18 protein-coding genes are annotated in these 18,262 nt (G+C 60.8%); 16 read left to right on the forward strand and 2 right to left on the reverse strand.

Annotated features, from left to right (window positions below; all coding sequences use genetic code 11):
• Positions 1 to 220 precede the first annotated feature (220 nt).
• Positions 221 to 847: an ANTAR domain-containing response regulator gene (locus ACFOMF_RS18075; RefSeq protein WP_386367511.1), complete on the reverse strand. Its 627-nt coding sequence runs from the start codon at positions 845 to 847 to the stop codon at positions 221 to 223.
• Complete coding sequence (locus tag ACFOMF_RS18080; RefSeq protein ID WP_386367514.1) at positions 847 to 1,989, reverse strand: transporter substrate-binding domain-containing protein; 1,143 nt, start codon at positions 1,987 to 1,989, stop codon at positions 847 to 849. The genes ACFOMF_RS18075 and ACFOMF_RS18080 overlap by 1 nt, the downstream gene beginning before the upstream one ends.
• 470 nt (positions 1,990 to 2,459) lie before the next feature.
• On the opposite strand from ACFOMF_RS18080, the gene ureE reads away from it, so the two are divergent.
• The 16 genes from ureE (at position 2,460) to ACFOMF_RS18160 (ending at position 18,092) form a co-directional block, all read left to right on the forward strand.
• Positions 2,460 to 2,906, forward strand: a complete 447-nt coding sequence (ureE, locus tag ACFOMF_RS18085; RefSeq protein WP_386367516.1) for an urease accessory protein UreE — start codon at positions 2,460 to 2,462, stop codon at positions 2,904 to 2,906.
• Complete coding sequence (locus tag ACFOMF_RS18090; protein WP_386367518.1) at positions 2,903 to 3,634, forward strand: urease accessory protein UreF; 732 nt, start codon at positions 2,903 to 2,905, stop codon at positions 3,632 to 3,634. Before ureE ends, ACFOMF_RS18090 begins: the two co-directional genes overlap by 4 nt.
• A 12-nt stretch (positions 3,635 to 3,646) precedes the next feature.
• The gene (locus ACFOMF_RS18095) at positions 3,647 to 4,342 is read left to right on the forward strand and encodes an urease subunit beta (RefSeq protein ID WP_386367521.1); all 696 of its coding nucleotides are present in this window, start codon (positions 3,647 to 3,649) and stop codon (positions 4,340 to 4,342) included.
• Between the two features lies 1 nt (position 4,343).
• Complete coding sequence (ureC, locus tag ACFOMF_RS18100) at positions 4,344 to 6,056, forward strand: urease subunit alpha (protein WP_386367523.1); 1,713 nt, start codon at positions 4,344 to 4,346, stop codon at positions 6,054 to 6,056.
• Between the two features lie 24 nt (positions 6,057 to 6,080).
• Positions 6,081 to 6,746 carry an urease accessory protein UreG gene (gene ureG, locus ACFOMF_RS18105; protein WP_386367571.1) on the forward strand — a complete coding sequence of 222 codons (666 nt, stop codon included), beginning with the start codon at positions 6,081 to 6,083 and terminating at the stop codon, positions 6,744 to 6,746.
• 26 nt (positions 6,747 to 6,772) lie between these two features.
• The gene (locus tag ACFOMF_RS18110; protein ID WP_386367526.1) at positions 6,773 to 7,621 is read left to right on the forward strand and encodes an urease accessory protein UreD; all 849 of its coding nucleotides are present in this window, start codon (positions 6,773 to 6,775) and stop codon (positions 7,619 to 7,621) included.
• Between the two features lie 383 nt (positions 7,622 to 8,004).
• Positions 8,005 to 9,351, forward strand: coding sequence for a transporter substrate-binding domain-containing protein (locus tag ACFOMF_RS18115; protein WP_386367529.1), 1,347 nt, complete (start codon positions 8,005 to 8,007; stop codon positions 9,349 to 9,351).
• Between the two features lie 57 nt (positions 9,352 to 9,408).
• Complete coding sequence (urtB, locus tag ACFOMF_RS18120) at positions 9,409 to 10,290, forward strand: urea ABC transporter permease subunit UrtB (RefSeq protein WP_386367531.1); 882 nt, start codon at positions 9,409 to 9,411, stop codon at positions 10,288 to 10,290.
• 47 nt (positions 10,291 to 10,337) lie between these two features.
• Positions 10,338 to 11,447, forward strand: coding sequence for an ABC transporter permease subunit (locus ACFOMF_RS18125; protein ID WP_386367534.1), 1,110 nt, complete (start codon positions 10,338 to 10,340; stop codon positions 11,445 to 11,447).
• A 1-nt stretch (position 11,448) separates the two neighbouring features.
• A complete protein-coding gene (urtD, locus tag ACFOMF_RS18130; protein WP_386367536.1) occupies positions 11,449 to 12,198 on the forward strand; it encodes an urea ABC transporter ATP-binding protein UrtD in 750 nt (249 codons plus the stop codon).
• Positions 12,198 to 12,896, forward strand: a complete 699-nt coding sequence (gene urtE / locus ACFOMF_RS18135) for an urea ABC transporter ATP-binding subunit UrtE (protein ID WP_386367538.1) — start codon at positions 12,198 to 12,200, stop codon at positions 12,894 to 12,896. Before urtD ends, urtE begins: the two co-directional genes overlap by 1 nt.
• A 44-nt stretch (positions 12,897 to 12,940) precedes the next feature.
• Positions 12,941 to 13,381: a hypothetical protein gene (locus ACFOMF_RS18140; RefSeq protein ID WP_386367540.1), complete on the forward strand. Its 441-nt coding sequence runs from the start codon at positions 12,941 to 12,943 to the stop codon at positions 13,379 to 13,381.
• 118 nt (positions 13,382 to 13,499) lie between these two features.
• Positions 13,500 to 15,902, forward strand: a complete 2,403-nt coding sequence (locus tag ACFOMF_RS18145; protein ID WP_386367542.1) for a N,N-dimethylformamidase beta subunit family domain-containing protein — start codon at positions 13,500 to 13,502, stop codon at positions 15,900 to 15,902.
• 53 nt (positions 15,903 to 15,955) lie between these two features.
• Complete coding sequence (locus ACFOMF_RS18150; protein ID WP_386367544.1) at positions 15,956 to 17,059, forward strand: hypothetical protein; 1,104 nt, start codon at positions 15,956 to 15,958, stop codon at positions 17,057 to 17,059.
• Positions 17,056 to 17,757 carry a tetratricopeptide repeat protein gene (locus ACFOMF_RS18155; RefSeq protein ID WP_386367546.1) on the forward strand — a complete coding sequence of 234 codons (702 nt, stop codon included), beginning with the start codon at positions 17,056 to 17,058 and terminating at the stop codon, positions 17,755 to 17,757. Before ACFOMF_RS18150 ends, ACFOMF_RS18155 begins: the two co-directional genes overlap by 4 nt.
• 5 nt (positions 17,758 to 17,762) lie before the next feature.
• On the forward strand, positions 17,763 to 18,092 hold the full coding sequence (locus tag ACFOMF_RS18160) for a hypothetical protein (RefSeq protein WP_386367548.1): 330 nt from the start codon (positions 17,763 to 17,765) through the stop codon (positions 18,090 to 18,092).
• Positions 18,093 to 18,262 lie beyond the last annotated feature (170 nt).

Raw genomic sequence — 18,262 nt, forward strand, 5'->3', positions numbered from 1 at the left:
GCTGGCGGGCGAGAGGGCCGACGAGCGCCTGTGGCGGACTTTCCTGGTCTACTTGTCCAGCCCAGGAGATGCCGGAGCCGGGTGAGCGGCGAGGTTTCGAGAAGACCTCAGCGCGCACTTCGATGCAATGACCGCAGAGCCGACGAGCGTTGGCGAGTGAGATCTCCGGTATAGAAGTAATGCGCTCGTGGCGTAGCAGCGTTGTCTTGGCCTCGCCCTGTCATTTGACGAAAAAGCTGCGGGCGTTGATCAGAGCCTCGGCGATCTTTTCCACGGGCTCGCGTTTGGCCATCGCCTGGTCCCGTAGCGCATTATAAGCCTCGCGCTCGCTCAGACCCTGCGTCTCGATAAGGATGTTTTTCGCATTCTGGATGGTCCGGTTGACCGCCAGTCGACCTTCCAGGCGCTTGACATGCTTCTCCCGGTCTCGCGCCTTTTGGGCCTGGTTGAGTGTCAAGACGATTGAGGCCAGCACACCGAAGGATCTCACCGGCGCGGGGATGACTGCGAAGGCATCCAACTGTTGCAGTGCTTCGATTATGATTGGATTCTCGAATCGGATGACCGGAAGGATGGGGATCGCGCGCTTAAATAGCCAAGGTGCATTGATCGATAGGGTTTCCGGCGTGACCGCCAGAATGATGAGGTCCGTTTCCGCCGGCGCCCGGTCCGGAATCGGCCACTGGGTACGTACTTGACAACCGATGCGTTGAAGTTGCGCGGTAAGGTTCTGGCCGTCTTCATTGTCCGGGTGAATCACCAGTACCGTCAGTTCGCGCAATGTTTTCAGGGGCGTCGGTTCCGACCCCTGTGTGAAACGCCGCTTCTTGCCTGAGCGCAAAGTCATCAGCCGCGCCTTCTTCTCGTTGCCCAGGAGCCGAGCTTCGGCGAGATGAGGTAGGGGTCGGGCGCCACGTTGTGCGTGGTTTGAAAGAGGATATCGAACTGGCCATCCGGCCGGGCGCGTCCGATGCGGGCGTGCAAGTAAGTATGATGGTTGTTGCCGTTGACCCGAATTGTTCCCTGGGGGGCTTGGTATTCCAGCGAGGGAAGGATCTCGCGGATCATGTCGACGCGTTCACTACGCGCCCTGCGCATGGCCATTGCAAGCAGGTGGACCTGGAAATAGGCCGCTTCCCAGCACATATCCGTCACTTGGTCCTCACCGAACATTTGCTTGTGACGTTCCACCGCCCTGCGATTGGCTTCGGTGTCTACGGACTGGAAGTAACTGGCTGCGGTGATATGCCCGGCAACGTCCTGTGCGCCAATTCGCCTGATCTCCGTTTCGCTGGTGGTCAAACTGGCGATCGGCAACTCTTCAGGCGTCAGGCCAAGTTGGCGATACCCTTCGTATAGATAGCCGAGGCTTTCACCTACCACGGTGCAGAAGATGAAGGAAGGCGGGTCCTTTTCGATATGGCTTAACAGTTTTGAATAATCTTCGCGGCATGCATCCAGTGGTACATAATATTCTCCAAGTTTCTCTCCTTCCTCCTCGTAAATAAGATCGCTCATGATGCGATTGGACTCATAAGGGTAGATGTAGTCGGTGCCGATCATCAGGACACGCTTGCCGTAATGCTCGAACATGTAGTTCGCCAGTGGCACGTTGTTAAGGTGCGACGTGGAGCCGGTGTAGATGACATTTTCGGAGTATTCAAAACCTTCGTAGAACACCGGATAGAACAGGAGGGCGTTATAGCGTTCGACGATGGGGAGCACCATCTTGCGCATCCTGGACATATAGCAGCCCAGCAAAAAGTTGATGCCCTGGTCGCGGATTAACGACTCGGCATGCTCGACGTAAAGTGCAGTTTTCGACCTTGGGTCGCGCTGGCAAAGCTGGAAAGGGCGGCCGTCGATTCCGCCCTGCTCGTTGACTTCGGCGATGGCAAGTTCGGTGCCTCGCCGCATAGAGACCTCAATGTCCCTGAGAGGGCCCGATTCAGAAAACAATCCGCCCAGTAAGATGGGGTTATTCGACATTGTGCGGCCTTGAGTTGCGGGCGAATAATGAGTCCAGTCGCAGGTGGTGCTGCAAGAGCGGTGCCATCGGCGTATTCGTGGGTGCAGCTGCTTCTGTAAGGATGCATGGCGAAGGGTGGCTACCGCTTGGATTCTGACCGCCGATGGTGCGCACAGGCTCCAAAAAGCACGCTTATGGTGCACTTTTTCCTGTGCAGAATTAAGGTTTCCCAGCAGGAATGCCTCCTTCAGCGGTTGGCCCATTTCTTGATAGACCCTTGCCGCTAGCACCACCGCTTGGCCATACGCCCTTCGGCATGTATGGGATCGGTGATGCACGAACTGGGTCAGACAAAGACGTCTCCCCAGCCCAGGCACAGAAAGCCTGACACCCGACCTGCGTTCGCAGACTTGGGCGTCAGGCTTTTTTTTTGCCCATCAGGGCGCCGTGAGCGGTGACCTTGGGCGCGACAGAACAGTGGAGGGTTTGCATGCTTACGCTCACTCGGATCCTTGGGTCGGCGGTCGATCCGGATATCGGCGATCAGCTGCATCACCTCGAGCATGAGGGCCGCGTCGAGAGCCTCTGGCTGGCGCCGGAAGATACCCAGCGGCATCGGTTGCGCCTGCTGAGCGACAAAGGCACTGACTGTGCGATTGCCCTCGATCGCCGCTTGAATCTGTTCAATGGCGCTGTGTTGCTGATCGAGGCGCAGCGGGCGATCGTGGTACGCACCCAGGACCAGCAATGGCTTCGTATTGCTCCGCTCGATGCCGAAGCGGCGCTGGAGTTGGGTTACTTCGCCGGCAACATGCACTGGACCGTCCGCTTCGAAGGCGGCCACCTGCTGATCGCGCAGAGCGGGTCGCGCGCCGATTATCTTGCCCGTCTCGAGCCGATTCTGGCGGACGGTCGCGCCCGGATCCTCGAGCCGTGAGCGCCCTGGCCAGTCGCCTGGCCGCGCTCCAGCAGGCCGACAGTTTCTTCCCGGCGGGAACGCTCGGCTGTTCGTGGGGCCTTGAGACGTTGTTCGCCGACCACTGGCTCCCAGCCGTCGAACCGACCGGGCAACGGCGCAGCCGCCGCGTGCAGCGCCAGGAGCGGGGCGACGTGGTCGCGGATTTTATTCGTTTCCAGCTGAGCCACCGCTGGAATAGCTTCGATCGTCCCTTCCTGTTCGCGGCCTGGCAGGGGGCCAATGATGAGGCGGAGCTGATCGAGCTGGATGGTCAGATCGAGGCGATGACCTTGGCGAAGGAAATGCGTGAAGGATCCCGGCGCAATGGCGGGTCCTTGCTCCGGGTACATGCCGAGCTCGGCACACCTGGGGCGGGGCGCCTGCAGCAGTGCGTCGGAGATGGCTCGCTGCAGGGCCACCTGCCGATCGTGCAAGGCGCGCTTTGGCGCCATCTCGGTCTCGCCTGGGGCGACGCTGAAGTCGCGTCCGTCCATGGTTTCTGCACCACGCTGGCGAGCGCCGCGTTGCGGCTGGGGCTGTTCGGCCACATCGAAGCCCAGCGGGTGCTGGCCGAGGTGCGCGGTGACCTGCTGGCGTTGCTCGACAAGCCGCCGCTGGACGTGGTGGACGCCCACAGCTTCGTTCCCCTTACCGAAATCGCCGTGATGCGTCATGAGCATCAGGCCCTTCGCCTGTTCTTCAACTGACCGGAGCCGTTCATGCTGCTGACACCTACTGAACTCGAACGCCTGACGCTTTACACGGCAGCCGAAATCGCCCGAAAGCGACGCGCCAAAGGGTTACGCCTCAACCATCCCGAAGCGACCGCGCTGATCGCGGACGAAATCATCGAGGGCGCCCGCGAAGGACGAAGCGTGGCGGAGCTGATCGGCTTTGGCGCCACCCTGCTCGACACCGACGCGGTGATGTCCGGGGTGGCCGAGCTGATGCCGGTACTGCAGGTCGAGGCTACTTTCCCGGACGGTACCAAGTTGGTCACGGTGCATCAGCCGATTCGGCCAGGGCGGTTGGCGCAGGGCGACTATCGCCGGCCAGGAGAACTGATTCCAGCTGACGGCGATATCGAACTGAGCCCAGGGCGGCGCCGCTGCCGATTGAATGCGCTCAATGGGGGGGACCGGCCCATCCAGGTTGGTAGCCATTACCACTTTTTCGAGGTGAACCGGAACCTTCGCTTCGACCGTGAGGCCGCGTTCGGTATGCATCTGGATATTCCGGCCGGCACCGCGGTGCGCTTCGAGCCAGGCGAGGAGCGCGAGATCGAGCTGGTGGCCTTCGGCGGCACTGGCGAGGTGTACGGCTTCAGCGGCCTCGCCAACGGATCGATCGCCGATCCGGCATGCAAGGCGGCCGCGTTGCAGCGAGCCCGCGATAAAAATTTCTCGGGAGCTTGAGATGACCAGGATGAGCCGCAAGGCCTACGCGGAAATGTTCGGCCCCACGACCGGCGATGCGCTGCGACTAGGCGACACCTCGTTGCTGGCGGAAGTCGAGTTCGACCATGCGGTGCCGGGCGACGAATGTCTGCACGGCGGTGGCAAGACCCTGCGCGACGGCATGGGCTTGATGCCGGGTCACGACAGCGCCGACGGCGCGCTGGACATGCTGTTGTGCAACGCCACCATTATCGACCCGGTGCTGGGCGTGGTGAAGGGCGACATCGGTATAAAGGAAGGGCTGATCGTGGCCGTCGGCAAGGCCGGCAACCCGCAGATTATGGATGGCGTCACGCCTGGCCTGATCTGCGGCGTATCGACCACCGTACGTGATGCGGAAGGGATGATCGTCACGCCAGGCGGGATCGACGTTCATGTGCATTTCGACTCGGCGCAGCTGTGCGAGCACGCGCTCGCCTCGGGGCTGACCACGCTGATCGGCGGTTCGCTGGGGCCGATCACCGTCGGTATCGACTGCGGCGGCGAATGGAACGTCGGCAAGATGCTGCAGGCTTCGGAAGCCTGGCCGATCAACTTCGGCTTCCTCGGTCGCGGCAATTCGAGCAAGCCCGAATCGCTGCTCGGCCAACTGCGCGGCGGCTGCCTGGGGCTGAAGATCCACGAGGACTGGGGTGCGATGCCCGCGGTGATCGATACCTGCCTGAGTGTGGCGGACCAGTACGACTTCCAGGTGCAGCTGCATACCGACACGCTGAACGAGTCCGGCTTTCTCGAAGACACCTTGGCCGCCATCGGCGACCGCACCATCCATATGTACCACACCGAAGGGGCCGGCGGCGGGCATGCGCCAGACATCATCGCAGTGGCCGGGCGGGACAACTGCCTGCCGTCGTCGACCAATCCGACCAACCCCTACACGGTGAACACCTTCGACGAACACCTGGACATGATCATGGTGTGTCATCACCTGAATCCGAACGTCCCGGAGGACGTCGCCTTCGCCGAGTCGCGGGTCCGCGCTCAGACCATCGCGGCCGAGGACGTGTTGCACGACCTCGGCGCGATTTCGATGCTCGGCTCGGATAGCCAGGGCATGGGCCGTATAAATGAAGTCATCTGTCGGACGTGGCAGCTCGCCTCGAAGATGAAGGACCAGCGCGGCCGGCTGCCGGAGGAAAAGACGCGAATCGGCGACAACGAACGGATCAAGCGGTACATAGCCAAGTACACGCTCAACGCCGCGAAGGTGTTCGGCATCGACCGCTACGTGGGGTCGATCGAGCCCGGCAAGCTGGCGGACCTGGTGCTGTGGCGGCCGGAATTCTTCGGCATCAAGCCAGAGGTGGTGATCAAGGGCGGTTTCATCGTCCATGCGGCGATGGGCGACTCGGCGGCCTCGCTGTACACCTGCGAGCCGCTTGCCATGCGCCCGCAGTGGGGCGCGTTCGGTGAGGCGCAGAAGGGGTTATCAGTCAACTTCGTCAGCCAGTTGGCGATCGAGCATGATGCCCGGTCCCGGCTCGGGCTGCGCAAGCAGCTGCTTCCCTGCAGCGGCACGCGGACTCTGCGCAAGTCCGACATGCTGCATAACGACGCCTGCCCGGCGATCACGGTTAATGCACAGACCTTCGAAGTCTTCGCTGACGGCGAATTGCTGACGTGTGACCCGGCCAGCGAACTGCCGCTCACCCAGCGTTACATGCTGCGATAACGATAAAAGGAGAGCCAAGTGACCATGCCACTGCCCGATCATCCTTCCATTCTTTCGGCCGATCCGGCTGGGCGCCAGCTGAGCGCAGCCCGCGTCGGCATCGGCGGTCCGGTCGGTTCCGGCAAGACGCGTCTGCTCGAGCGACTGATCCCGCGCTTGCTCGAGCGCAATGTGCAGCTCGCCGTCATCACAAATGATCTGGTGACCCGCGAGGATGCCGAGCGTATCCAGCGTAGCGGGTTGATCGACCCGCAACGTGTGCGTGCGGTGGAAACTGGGGCCTGTCCACACACCGCAATACGTGAGGACCCGACGGTCAACCAGCAGATGGCTGACGAACTGGAACTCGCCTTTCCGGGGCTTGAGTTGGTACTGATCGAGTCGGGTGGAGATAATCTCGCTTCGACCTTTTCGCTGGACTTGGTGGATTACTGGATCTTCGTCATCGATGTCTCCGGCGGCGATGATATTCCACGAAAACGTGGGCCTGGCGTGCTCGGTTGCGACCTGTTGGTGATCAACAAGCAGGACCTTGCGCCATACGTCGGCGTGGATTTGGAGCGCATGCGCCGGGAAGCCGGCGAGGCGCGTGGGCACAAGCCTGTGCTGTTCACGAACTGCGCAACAGGCGAGGGCGTCGACGAAGTGGTCGATGTGATCTGCTCCGCTGTGCTGTTTCGCGCCGCATGAACGCGCCAGTGTCAGGAGTGGCTTCCTTGCTGCCGGCGCAGGCGCGTCTGGCATTCACCCGCTCCCCCGATGGCGTGACCTTTCTTGCCCGCCAGCAGGTGAGTTATCCCTACCACGTCGGGCGGGTGCTGCGGCTGCCGACCGACCCCGAGCCGATGGCCACGGTTCTACTGCAGTCCTGCTCGGGAGGCATTTTCGAAGGTGAAGAACTGGGGCTTTCCGTCTCGGTCGGACCGGGTGCGATGGCGCACCTGTCCACCGGCGCTTCCACGATCGTTCATGGTATGCGAGAGGGGGAGGCCCGCCAGCGCACCTGCCTGGAAGTCGGCGCGAATGCCCTGCTCGAATACCTGCCCAAGCCAACAGTCCTGTTTTCCAGGGCGCAGTTGCTGAACGAAGTCGATGTAAGCCTGAGCCCCCAGGCAAGCTTGCTTCTCTGGGATGTCTGTATGGCTCATGGACCGGGCGGTGATCTTGAGCGCTTCGGTCATTACCACAGCGTGACACGGGTCCGGGATTCGGAGGGACGCCTTCAGGTTCTCGACCGAATGCGCATACAAGGAGCCGATCTAGGCGAGCCGCGGACGGGGATAAACGGAGGTTTCGGCACGCTGGGCACATTTTTCATTTTAACGCGTAAGGTAAATGCGTCTTTACTGGTCGAATATATCCGCAACGTTTCATTCGCCGATGAAGAAGTATATGTCGGAACAAGCGAGCTTCCCGGAAATAATGGTGTCTGGGTAAGGGTCCTGGCGAAAAGTGCTGTGGTCATGGCGAAACAACTAAAGTGTATCCGCGGGTCAATACGTCCCTTGCTGATGGACGCGTTGGAGGCAAAGCCGGCGCGTTCCGGTTTGGCAGGCGTACGTTAGATTTTCGCCATGACAGTCCTGATGAAGTTCCTTCCATGAATACTTCCGAATTATTTGGAGGAGTCAAAGTGGGCTAGAGTTATGCGGATTGTTGATTACATAACCTGTTGATTTAAAAGGATTTATAAATAAAAAACTTTTCTAGAATATTCTCGAGAAGCGGGTGCTGCTGTGCTGTTTGTTTGCGAATTAAAGTGTTGTAAACAAGTGGTGCGTGATGCACTTGGTTGGGGCAATAAATCGGCCGGAATTTCGAATAATTAGAGTGCATAGTGTGGGGGATTGATCTAAGTATATAGAAGCATTGGAAAAAATAATTCTTCCCAGGAGTTATGGCTTTTGGCACGGCTACTGCAACTTGTTGAGTGTAATCAAAGCCTCACGTGACAACTTTATTCAGAGGATCAAGGGAGCAAATTATGAGCACTACAAGACGCCGATTTCTTCGTAATGCCTCCATTACCGCGGCGGCAGCGGTTGCTGCGCCGAGCATCTTCATTCCTTCCGCGCGCGAGGCTTGGGGGGCAACGCTTGATACCGGCAAGCCGATCAAGGTCGGTGTTCTGTTCTCGCTCACTGGTGGGCTGGCGGTGCCAGAGGAAGACTCGGCCCTGGTCATGCAATACGCCATTGACGAGATCAATGCGGCGGGGGGCATCAATGGGTCACCGATCGAGCCGATCATCATCGACGCCATGTCGGACATGAACGTCTATGCCCAGAGAATGCGCGAGCTGATTATGCGAGACAAGGTGATCTCGGTGTTCGGCTGCTATACCTCGGCGAGCCGCAAGGCCGTGCTACCCACGGTGATGAGCCAGAACAACCTTCTGTTCTACCCGACCTGCTACGAGGGGGCGGAGTGCACGCAGAACACGGTCTGTACTGGGCCGCTGGCCAATCAGCACTCCAAGGACCTGATCCCTTACATGGTGGAAAACTTCGGCAAACGGGTCTTCTTCGTGGGATCCAACTACGTTTGGCCAAAGGAATCGAACAAGAACGCGCGGATCTGGCTGGAACAGGCTGGGGGTGAATTGCTAGGCGAGGAATACATCCCGCTGGGTAGCTCCGAATTCGGCCCGGTCTTGAACAAGATCCGCGCGGCCAAGCCGGATTTCATCTTTTCCACGGTGGTCGGCTCCTCCGATATCGCCTTCCATCGCCAGTTCCGCCAGGCCGGCTTAAGTGCGGACTCGATGCCGATCGCCTCGCTGACCACTGGTGAGATCGAAACCCGTGCGATGGGCAACGAGTATGGCGCGGGTCATTTCCTTTCGGCGCCATATTTTCAGGCACTGGATAACCCGACCAACCAGCGTTTTGTCGAAAACTTCCTCAGCAGCAAATACGGCAAGAACGGCACCACACACTACAACATGGAGGAAACCTATACCTCCGCGTATGTGTTCAAGGCCGCACTGGAACGAGCGATCGCGCAGCACGGGATGGAAGAGGTAACGCCCAGGTTGATTCGGGACGCCGCGGCGGGAGTGCGCCTGGAAGCGGACATCTCACCCGAAGGCCCTACCTGGATCGACGAGCAGAACTTCAATACCTGGCTGGTCCCGAAGATCGGCCAGTGCCAGTCCGACGGCAGCTTCAAGATCGTCAAGCAAGCCAGCGAGCACGTTGCGCCCGAGCCTTTTTCCATCTACCCGGATGCCGGCATCTGCACGGCCGAAGGTCTGCAGTTACCGAACGGTTCGGTTCGCACGAACGTGATCTGACGCCCCCTAGAACGGGCCGGCCTGCCCGGCCCACTACGTATTGAGAGAGGAAAAGGCATGGATTTCGCGTGGGTTTCCTTCGCAAATTCGCTGGTGCTGGGGTTGAGCATCGGCAGCATATGGCTGATCGCCGCGTTGGGGCTGACCATCATTTATGGCACGGCGGGGGTGATCAACATGGCCCACGGCGAGTTCATCATGCTCGGGGCCTACAGCGCCTACTGCCTGCAGGCCTTCCTGGGCGTGCCGTTCCTTTTGTGCCTGCCACTGTCCTTCGTGATCGTCGGGCTGATCGGTCTGGTAATCGAGAGGGTACTGGTTCGATACCTCTATGCGCGTCCCCTGGACACGCTACTGGCGACCTGGGGGGTCTCGCTGGTGCTGATGCAGGGCATACGCATCATTTTCGGCAGCGAGCCCAAATACATCAGCATGCCAGAGTTTCTCTCCAGCAATTTAATGCTTGGGCCGCTGAGCCTCTCAAGCTTTCGCATCTTTCTGATGGTTGGCGCGGTGTTGCTGGTCGGCGCGACCTGGTACCTGATCTACCGTACCCATTTCGGCATCAAGATCCGCGCCGTCACCCAGAACAAGGAGATGGCCGCCTCGTTCGGTATCAATTCGAGCCGGATCTACATGTACACCTTTGCCCTGGGCTCAGGGCTGGCGGGCCTGGCCGGCGCGCTGTTCGCGGCATTGAACATCGTCTTGCCGACCATGGGAGCCGGCTATGTGGTCGAGTCGTTCCTGGTTGTCGTCACCGGCGGGGGCGCGTTGGCCGGCAGCGTGGCGGCAGCGGCGCTGATGGGTGAGATCCAGTCGGTGTTCGCCTTCTTCTTCAACTCCACCTTTGCCCGCTTCCTGCTGTTCATTCTTATCGTGATTTTCCTCCGATTCCGTCCGCAGGGACTGTTCGCTGCCGGAGCCACACGTCGATGAACAACGCGTACCGCCCGACCCAACTTGCTGCATCGGAGGCGAAGTCAATGCCAGCCCGCAATCTCTACCATGACAAGCGTGCCCAGTGGGCGCTCTACCTGGCCTTTTTCGGTGTGCTCGCCTTGGTCATGTCCACCGTCGAAGACGCGTTTCTGCTCAACCAGCTCGCGATCTACGGCGTCTACGGCCTGCTGGCGATGTCGATCAGCCTGTGCTGGGGCATTGGCGGCATCCTCAACTTGGGCCAGGGAGTGTCCTTTGGGCTGGCTGCATACTGCACGGCCATGACGATGCAGATGCAGTCCCAGGATCCAGAGATGAGTCCCGTCCCGCCCTTCATGCTGAACAATGGCCTGGAGCTGCTGCCATGGTTCTGGGAGCCGTTCTGGAGCACGGGTGGAGGATTGTTCCTGGCATTGGCCATACCGACTGCATTCTGCCTGTTGTTCGGTGGGCTTATGTTTCAGGCCCGCGTCTCGGGGCCGTTCTTCGCGATCATCTCGTTGGCCATGCTCAGCGCGATCTATACGCTGGTGATCGACGTGCAGCCCTATACCAACGGCGTCAACGGGATCAGCCCGCCCATGCCCTTGGAAGTCTTCGGAACCATGCTCGACCCCTATTCGCCGACCGTATTCTGGCTGGTGTTCGTCCTGCTGGCCGTCCTGACTTTGCTGGCCAAACTGCTGATACAGAGCAAGTTCGGGCAGGTCGTCAAGGCACTGAAAAACGATCCGGAACGGGTGCGCTTCCTGGGTTACAGCGTGGCGCTTTACGAGACGCTGATCTACACCATCTCGGGCTTCATCGCCGCAGTGGCCGGCTGTTGTTTCGCCCTGCTGATGCAGTACGTGTCGCCAGCGCAATTCGACGTAGCCTTCAGTATCACAATGGTGATCTGGGCAGGTATCGGAGGTCGCCTGTCGCTTTTGGGCGCGATCATCGGTGCGTTTTTGATCCAGGGCGGGCAGAGCTATCTGGGCGACTCCTTCCTCAACACCTGGGTACTGATCCTGGGCTTCTTTTTCATCCTGGTGGTGCGTTTTCTACCGAGTGGCCTGGCAGGCCTGCTCGAGATGCTCCTCGCCCGACTCCCGTCGGGACGTTCGAAACCTCGCGAATCGACCAAGTCGCGGTCGCTCAAGGTAGGAGGTTGATATGCCGGGTGTATTGGAAATCCGTGACCTTCATAAAAAGTTCGACACCCACCATGTGATCAACGGCTTCAGCTTGGATGTGGTGGAAGGCACCTTGTCCTGCCTGGTCGGTCCCAACGGCGCCGGCAAGACCACGTTGATGGACTTGATCAGCGGTCGCCTGAAACCCACCAGCGGAAGCGTGAATTTCCGCGGCTTCGAGCTCACCGGTATGAGCGAGAACCAGATCGCCAAGTGCGGAGTGGGGCGCAAGTTCCAGGTACCGGCGGTGTTCAAGGATCTTTCCGTTGAGGAAAACCTTGAGGTTGCCTACAGCCACGTGACCAACCCGATCCGCAATATGTTCCGGTTCAGCGATGCGGGCATGAAGCGGCGCCTGGACGAAGTTTGTTTGCTGGTCGGCCTACAGGATCGGCTACACACCGAGGCTGGGTTGCTTTCCCACGGCGAAACCCAGTGGCTGGAGATCGGCATGGTACTGATGCAAGAGCCGCAGTTGCTCCTGCTCGACGAGCCGATTGCGGGCATGACCGAAGTGGAGGTGGAAAAAACGGCGCGTTTGCTGCGCGAGATCCGCAAGAGTGCCACGCTGATCGTGGTCGAGCATGACATGGGCTTCGTCAGGCAGATTGCCGACGTGGTCACGGTCATGCACATGGGCAGCCTGCTGGCGCAGGGACGCATCGACGAGATCGAGGCCGACCCCAAGGTCCGCGATGTCTACCTGGGGACCGAAGAGGAGATTGCCTGATGCTGATGAACCTCGACAGGGTGTCTTCCTTTTATGGCAAGACGCAGATCCTCCGGGATATCTCCTTCGATTTGAAACAGGGCTCGTGCCTGTGCGTGCTGGGGCGCAACGGGGTGGGCAAGACTACCTTGATGCGGACCATCATGGGGCTGGCCGATCGCACCACCGGAAGCATCAAGATGCTTGGGGAGGAAGTGGGCTCCATACCGACCCACGCGCGTAGCCGCCACGGCATCGGCTACATCCCCCAGGGACGGCAGATCTTCGGCAAGTTCACGGTAAGGGAAAACATCCTGCTGGGCTCGTTCGCGCGCCCCGATGGCAAGACTGAAGTGCCCGACTTGTGCCTGGAACTGTTTCCCTATCTTGCGGATAACCTCGAACGCCGCGCCGGGCTGCTTTCCGGTGGTCAGCAGCAACAACTGGCCATTGCCCGGGCGCTTGCCGTCAATCCGAAAATGCTGTTGCTGGACGAACCTACCGAGGGCATTCAGCCCAATATCGTTGCGGAAATCGGAAACAAGCTGCGGATGCTGAACAGGGACCACGGCATTACCTTGATTCTCTCCGAGCAGCATATAAAAGTCGCCCGTTCATTGGGTGACGATTTTCTAATGATGGATAACGGAAGAATCGTCGCCAGCGGCGCTATCGACCAGCTTACCGATGAGTTGGTGGAGGAACATCTAACGGTTTAGCAAACAGTTCAGGCTGTAGTTTTGACCACAAGAGGAGATGAAAGATGATATCGATACCTGACAAGGGCACACCGGAACGCGACGCCATGATTGAAGAGCATCGCCGGTGCGTCGACTCCATGAAAGGCGTGGCGGGGTTCTCCGTCGTCCAGTGCGCGACGCCGGGTGATACGACCGATATCAGCGGGGGTTGGATCGACCACCCCGATCTGCGGCGGGTACTGTTGCGCATGCGTGGCGAAAGCGTGGCCGGGAAGCTGATCATCGTCTGCACCAAAATTGAAAAGGAGTGGCGTATTGCCCGCCTCTCGGGCATTCGTGGAGTGCCCCCGGTATTCGTCAATGACAAGGTTTATGACGACGAGCAGGAAATCCAGCATGACATCTTTCTCATGCGACTCGATGAACTACCGAAGGATGCGGGTATGCCGGAGCACTATCACGAAGGCTGGAAACGCAAGGATGACAACTGGCCGGTTACCTGATCACGACATACTTGGGTTCGTGTAAGCCCGCTTCGCTAAATTAATTTAAGCCTTGCCGACGCGGCTCATAACTTGAGCCGCCCGGGCAGCTGCGTGCAAAAATAATGGAGCCAATAGAATGACCGCCATGAGATTGACCGGATATGCCGACAAGTTCAGCGTACATCCCGGTGAAGCTATCAAGTTCTATGTCAACTGCGATGGTCCTGAAAGTTTTCGAGCCGAAATCGTCCAGATGATCCATGGAGACACCAATCCACGAGGCCCGGGATTTATCGAGAAGGCGGTACCCGGCGCTTTCAAGGGCGAGGTGCAGGGTCGCAAGCAGGTCATCCACGGCGGTTCCTATGGCTTTGTCACCGATGCCAAGCCGTTGCAGGTGGAAAGCTTCACGCTTCAATGCTGGGTCTGGCCGACTGCGCCGAAGACCCACCCGCGCTACTGGAAGCATGGACCCCAGGGGCTGGTGACCAAGTGGTCCGGCGGAGAAGGCTTCGGTCTGTTCATCAACGAAGACGGTTGCGCCGAGTTGCGCATCAACGACCAGAAGATCAGCACATCATTGCCGCTGCGAGACCATGCCTGGCACTTCCTGGCCGCGACCTTCGATGCCACCACCGGCGAGGCGATCCTCTATCACGAACCGCAGATCATGTATGCGCTTGACCCGGTCATCGAGCCGGTTCGCGAAACGATTGCCACCCAGATCGTGCACAAACCCATTCCGCTGGCGATCGCGGCCTATGTAGAGACGGCCGATGGCGGCCCGCTGGCCAAGTCGTCACTGCCCTCTGGCGTGGTGTTTGCTGGCAAGTACAACGGCAAGATCGATTCGCCCCGTCTGTGCAGCCGGGCGTTGAGCCGCTTCGAGATAGAGGCGATGAAGCAAGGCGCTCAGTTGGGCATGACCGAGCGACGCAGCACCGGCCCGACCGCCGAGCTGTCCGAGTGCATCGTGGCGGCATGGGACTTCTCCGACGGCATCAACACCATCGTGGCCAAGGACAACGGCCCGTATCACCTCAACGCACGCCTGGTGAATTGCCCGACGCGTGCGCTGACCGGCTACAACTGGTCCGGCACCGTGTTCGACTGGAAGCAGTCACCTAAGGAATACGGCGCGATCCACTTTCATGACGACGACGTCGATGACGCGCGCTGGGAGGTGGACTTCGAGTGGCAGGTGCCGGCCGACGTCAAGAGCCGTTTCTACGCCGCCAAACTGACCACCGCCGACGGCGACGAAGACTACATTCCGTTCTGGGTTGTGCCGGAAATCGGCAAGGAGCAATCGAAGATCGCGGTGATGGTGCCGACCATCAGCTACATGGCCTACGCCAACGAACACGTGGCCTGTAACGCTGGTGGTGCGGAACTGTTCGTCTACCGCGTGCCGATCATGCAGCATCAGAACATGTACCTGGCTGAGCACCGCGAGTATGGCGGGTCGATTTACGACACTCATACCGACGGCAGCGGTATCTGCATGTCGTCGCGCCTGCGTCCGATCCTCAGCATCCGCCCCAAGTACGATCACTTTCTGGCCCAGGCGCCCTGGCAGTACCCGGCCGATCTGCACCTGGTCTACTGGCTGGAAACGATGGGCTATGAATACGACGTGTTCACCGACGAGGACGTGACCTACGAAGGGCTCGCCCGGCTGGAGAACTACAACGTCATCATCACCGGATCGCACCCCGAACATAACAGCGGCACCCAGCTCGATGCGTTGCACAACTACACCCAGCGCGGCGGCCGATTGATGTACATGGGGGCCGACGCCTGGTACTGGGTGCATTCGTACCACCCCGCCTACGAGGGCACCGGCCGTGGCGTGATCACCGAAATGCGCCGTTGCGAGTCGGGCATCCGCACCTGGCGCGCGGACCCCGGCGAGTACTACCACCAGGGTACCGGCGAGCTCGGGGGCATGTGGCGCTACCGTGGACGCTACTTGCACTCAGTGGCTGGTACCGGCATGTCGTCGGAGGGTTTCGACATCTCTTCCTACTACTCGCGTACGCCGGAAAGCGATGACCCACGGGTCAGCTGGGCGTTCGAGGGCATCGACTACGACGAGAAGCTCGGCAATTTCGGTCTGGTCGGCGGCGGAGCGGCAGGGCTCGAACTGGACATCGTCGACACCATGCTTGGCTCACCGCCGCACACCCTGACGGTGGCGACCTCAGCCGGGCGCCACACCGAGGCCTACCTGTTGGTCATGGAGGACTTCGGCTTCAACCAGCAGGGTCTCGACGGCACCGTGCATCCGCGTGTGCGCTCGGATATCGCCTATCACGAGACGCCCAACGGCGGCGCCTGCTTTGCCTTCAGTTCGATTGCTTTCTGCGGCTCGCTGCCCTGGAACAACTGCGACAACAACATTTCCCGGCTGGTGAAAAACGTGCTGGACCGCTTCTCGATGGATGGCCCGCTGCCGCCGCCGCCGTCGGACTCCATCCAGTACCGTGGCCGCGCGGACTACGACGCGCCGGAAGACCGGCACCGTCGTCGCGTCTGAGCGTACCCGGAGGGGGCACCCCCTCCGGCTTTCACGAGAACGGGAGTAACGACATGTCGCGTCGACCAGAACTGGGGTATTTCGAGGGCGAAGTGGATTTGTGTGCCCCGGAAACCTACACCGACTGCATCGCCCAGACGGGGCCGGCAAGCCTGTTGCCACTGGCTGCCTACCGTTCACTGAGTTTCGCCTACCTGGAGGACGAGCGGATCTGGACCCGCGACTGGGTTTGCATTGGCACCCAGCGGGACATTCCGCAGCCGGGCGACCTGCTGCCTTACACGCTGGGCAACCATGGCATCCATGTCCAGCGCCAGGAAGATGGCTCGCTGCGTGGCGCCTTCAACAAGGCGCAGCATGGTGGCTGTCGCGTCGTGCCGCTGCAGTGTCAAGGCGGCCGCAAGACCAGCTGTTCCTTCACTTCCTGTGGCTACAGCCGCGACCGCGGTCCGATCACCGCCGATGAGCTTGGCGATGGTGCTTCGGCCATGCACCAGTACCTCGGCTTGCGCCCCGAGCGCTTGCTACCGGTGCGGGTGCAGACGTTAGGCGAGCTGATCTTCGTCAACCTCGACTCCGAGGCAGGGCCGCTCGCCACCACCGACCTGGGGGCGCTCCCGGTCGTGCTGGAGGCCGAGGCCACCCGCATCGCCGTGCATTGGCGCGAGTACGACGCTGACTGGAAGCTACTCGGCCAGCATCTGCTGGAGACCGGGCAGGGGCGCTCGACGATCCCCGATGACGATGTTTTCGAGGTGCGATCCGATGCCCTGTTGGCCTTCTGGGGTTTTCCCAACCTGCTGCTGCTGGCGCAGGGCAACGAAAGCTGCCTGGTGCTGCTGCAGCCCACCGCGCTGGGCAAGACGCTATGCCGCATACAGCTGTTCTCCACCGCGCCGGCGGGAGACGGCGATGAGCAAGCCTTGAGTGATCGCTGGCTGGCATTGATTCACCCGCGTGGCATCCGCGCCGCCGCCTTCTGCGCCCAGTTGCAGGGCCTGGAGCGACCGAGTCCGGCAAGCGTCGAGCACACACCCCTGCAAACCGATCCCGCCGGCCGCTGGGCTCAGGGCTGCCTGGTGCGCCGGATCACGGCCGAGGCGCGCTACGAGGGTGACCTGAAACTCTACGGCAACGTGAGGAATTACCTGTTATGAGCATCCCATCCGACACGCTTCTTGGTGCCCAGCCCACGCTGGCCATCGCCGAAGCGCGCTACAAGAACGGCGATTACCCGCAGGCGCTGCATCTCTTCCGCCACCTGGCCGAGAGCGGTGACAGCACCGCGCAAATGTGGGTCGGTGCCTGCCTTGCCGGTGGCCAAGGCGCACCGGCATCGCTCAGCCAGGCCTTCGAGTGGTATCTCCAGGCGGCGCGCGGCGGGCACTCGCAGGCCCAGACCAATGTTGGCGCCATGTTGCTGATGGGGCAGGGCTGCGAGGTAGATGTCGCGGCCGGCCTAGGTTGGCTGGAACGGGCCGCCGCCACCGACGACTGTGGTGCTCAGTTCAACCTGGCGACGCTGTATTCCAAGGGAGAGCAAACCGAGCAGGACCCCGCCAAGGCTGCCTACTGGTACCGGCGCGCGGCCGAGCAAGGGCATTACCCGTCCCAGGCACGGCTGGGCTACCTGTACCTGCAGGGGCAGGGCGTGACGAAGGATCGCGTCGAGGCCTTCGCCTGGCTGTCGCTGGCCGCGCAGCACGGCGTCGGCACTGCGCTGGTCCAGCTCGAGCGGGTCATCGAGCTGATGTCCGCCGAAGAAAAGCAGCGCGGCACGGCGCTGGTCGAGCAGCGGCGCAAGCGGCTCGGCGATGCCGGTTCTTCTCCACGCCTTCAACCGATACCGGGGTAACCGCAATGGCCTACAGCGTCCAGCAGATCAAGTTCGAGTTTCTCAGCTACATCAAGGAACTCGAGGCCGCCCGGCCGCAATGGTTCGTCGGCGTGTGCGGCGATGCCGAGCAGGCCCTGTTCGCCAGCCGGGCGGTGGACCGTGACCAGGACATCTGGCTGTGGAAGCCAACGCTCAGCGCGCGCGCCGCCGAAAGCGTTCACGTCTTCTTTCAAGAGCGCTTCGGCCTGGCCACCGCGCCCTGCAGCCAGCCCGGCCCGGATGCCTCATGCGTCTTCCTCTATTGCGCCGGCCCGATGGTTGGCGACCGCACCGAAAAAATAGCTGCCTGCTAGTACGCCGGCAGCCTGTGGGCCGGGACTGTGTCCCGCCCTGGTTACACCACCGCAGGCCTGACCTGCCTTCGTTTCAAGAGGTGCACACCATGCGTCACGGAGATATTTCCAGCAGTCCCGACACCGTCGGCGTTGCCGTCGTCAACTACAAGATGCCGCGCCTGCACACC

Source organism: Stutzerimonas tarimensis (genome assembly GCF_042648805.1).
In the GTDB taxonomy this organism is placed as follows: domain Bacteria; phylum Pseudomonadota; class Gammaproteobacteria; order Pseudomonadales; family Pseudomonadaceae; genus Azomonas; species Azomonas tarimensis.

Bases quoted from the DNA above. Each gene is read 5' to 3' on its own strand.
- ACFOMF_RS18155 (WP_386367546.1), top strand. From the start codon at position 17,056: ATGAGCATCCCATCCGACACGCTTCTTGGTGCCCAGCCCACGCTGGCC.
- ACFOMF_RS18145 (WP_386367542.1), top strand. From the start codon at position 13,500: ATGACCGCCATGAGATTGACCGGATATGCCGACAAGTTCAGCGTACAT.
- urtD (WP_386367536.1), top strand. From the start codon at position 11,449: ATGCCGGGTGTATTGGAAATCCGTGACCTTCATAAAAAGTTCGACACC.
- urtE (WP_386367538.1), top strand. From the start codon at position 12,198: ATGCTGATGAACCTCGACAGGGTGTCTTCCTTTTATGGCAAGACGCAG.
- ACFOMF_RS18150 (WP_386367544.1), top strand. From the start codon at position 15,956: ATGTCGCGTCGACCAGAACTGGGGTATTTCGAGGGCGAAGTGGATTTG.
- ureG (WP_386367571.1), top strand. From the start codon at position 6,081: ATGCCACTGCCCGATCATCCTTCCATTCTTTCGGCCGATCCGGCTGGG.
- ACFOMF_RS18095 (WP_386367521.1), top strand. From the start codon at position 3,647: ATGCTGCTGACACCTACTGAACTCGAACGCCTGACGCTTTACACGGCA.
- ureC (WP_386367523.1), top strand. From the start codon at position 4,344: ATGACCAGGATGAGCCGCAAGGCCTACGCGGAAATGTTCGGCCCCACG.
- ACFOMF_RS18140 (WP_386367540.1), top strand. From the start codon at position 12,941: ATGATATCGATACCTGACAAGGGCACACCGGAACGCGACGCCATGATT.
- ACFOMF_RS18075 (WP_386367511.1), bottom strand. From the start codon at position 847: ATGACTTTGCGCTCAGGCAAGAAGCGGCGTTTCACACAGGGGTCGGAA.
- ACFOMF_RS18080 (WP_386367514.1), bottom strand. From the start codon at position 1,989: ATGTCGAATAACCCCATCTTACTGGGCGGATTGTTTTCTGAATCGGGC.
- ACFOMF_RS18125 (WP_386367534.1), top strand. From the start codon at position 10,338: ATGCCAGCCCGCAATCTCTACCATGACAAGCGTGCCCAGTGGGCGCTC.
- ACFOMF_RS18160 (WP_386367548.1), top strand. From the start codon at position 17,763: ATGGCCTACAGCGTCCAGCAGATCAAGTTCGAGTTTCTCAGCTACATC.
- ureE (WP_386367516.1), top strand. From the start codon at position 2,460: ATGCTTACGCTCACTCGGATCCTTGGGTCGGCGGTCGATCCGGATATC.
- urtB (WP_386367531.1), top strand. From the start codon at position 9,409: ATGGATTTCGCGTGGGTTTCCTTCGCAAATTCGCTGGTGCTGGGGTTG.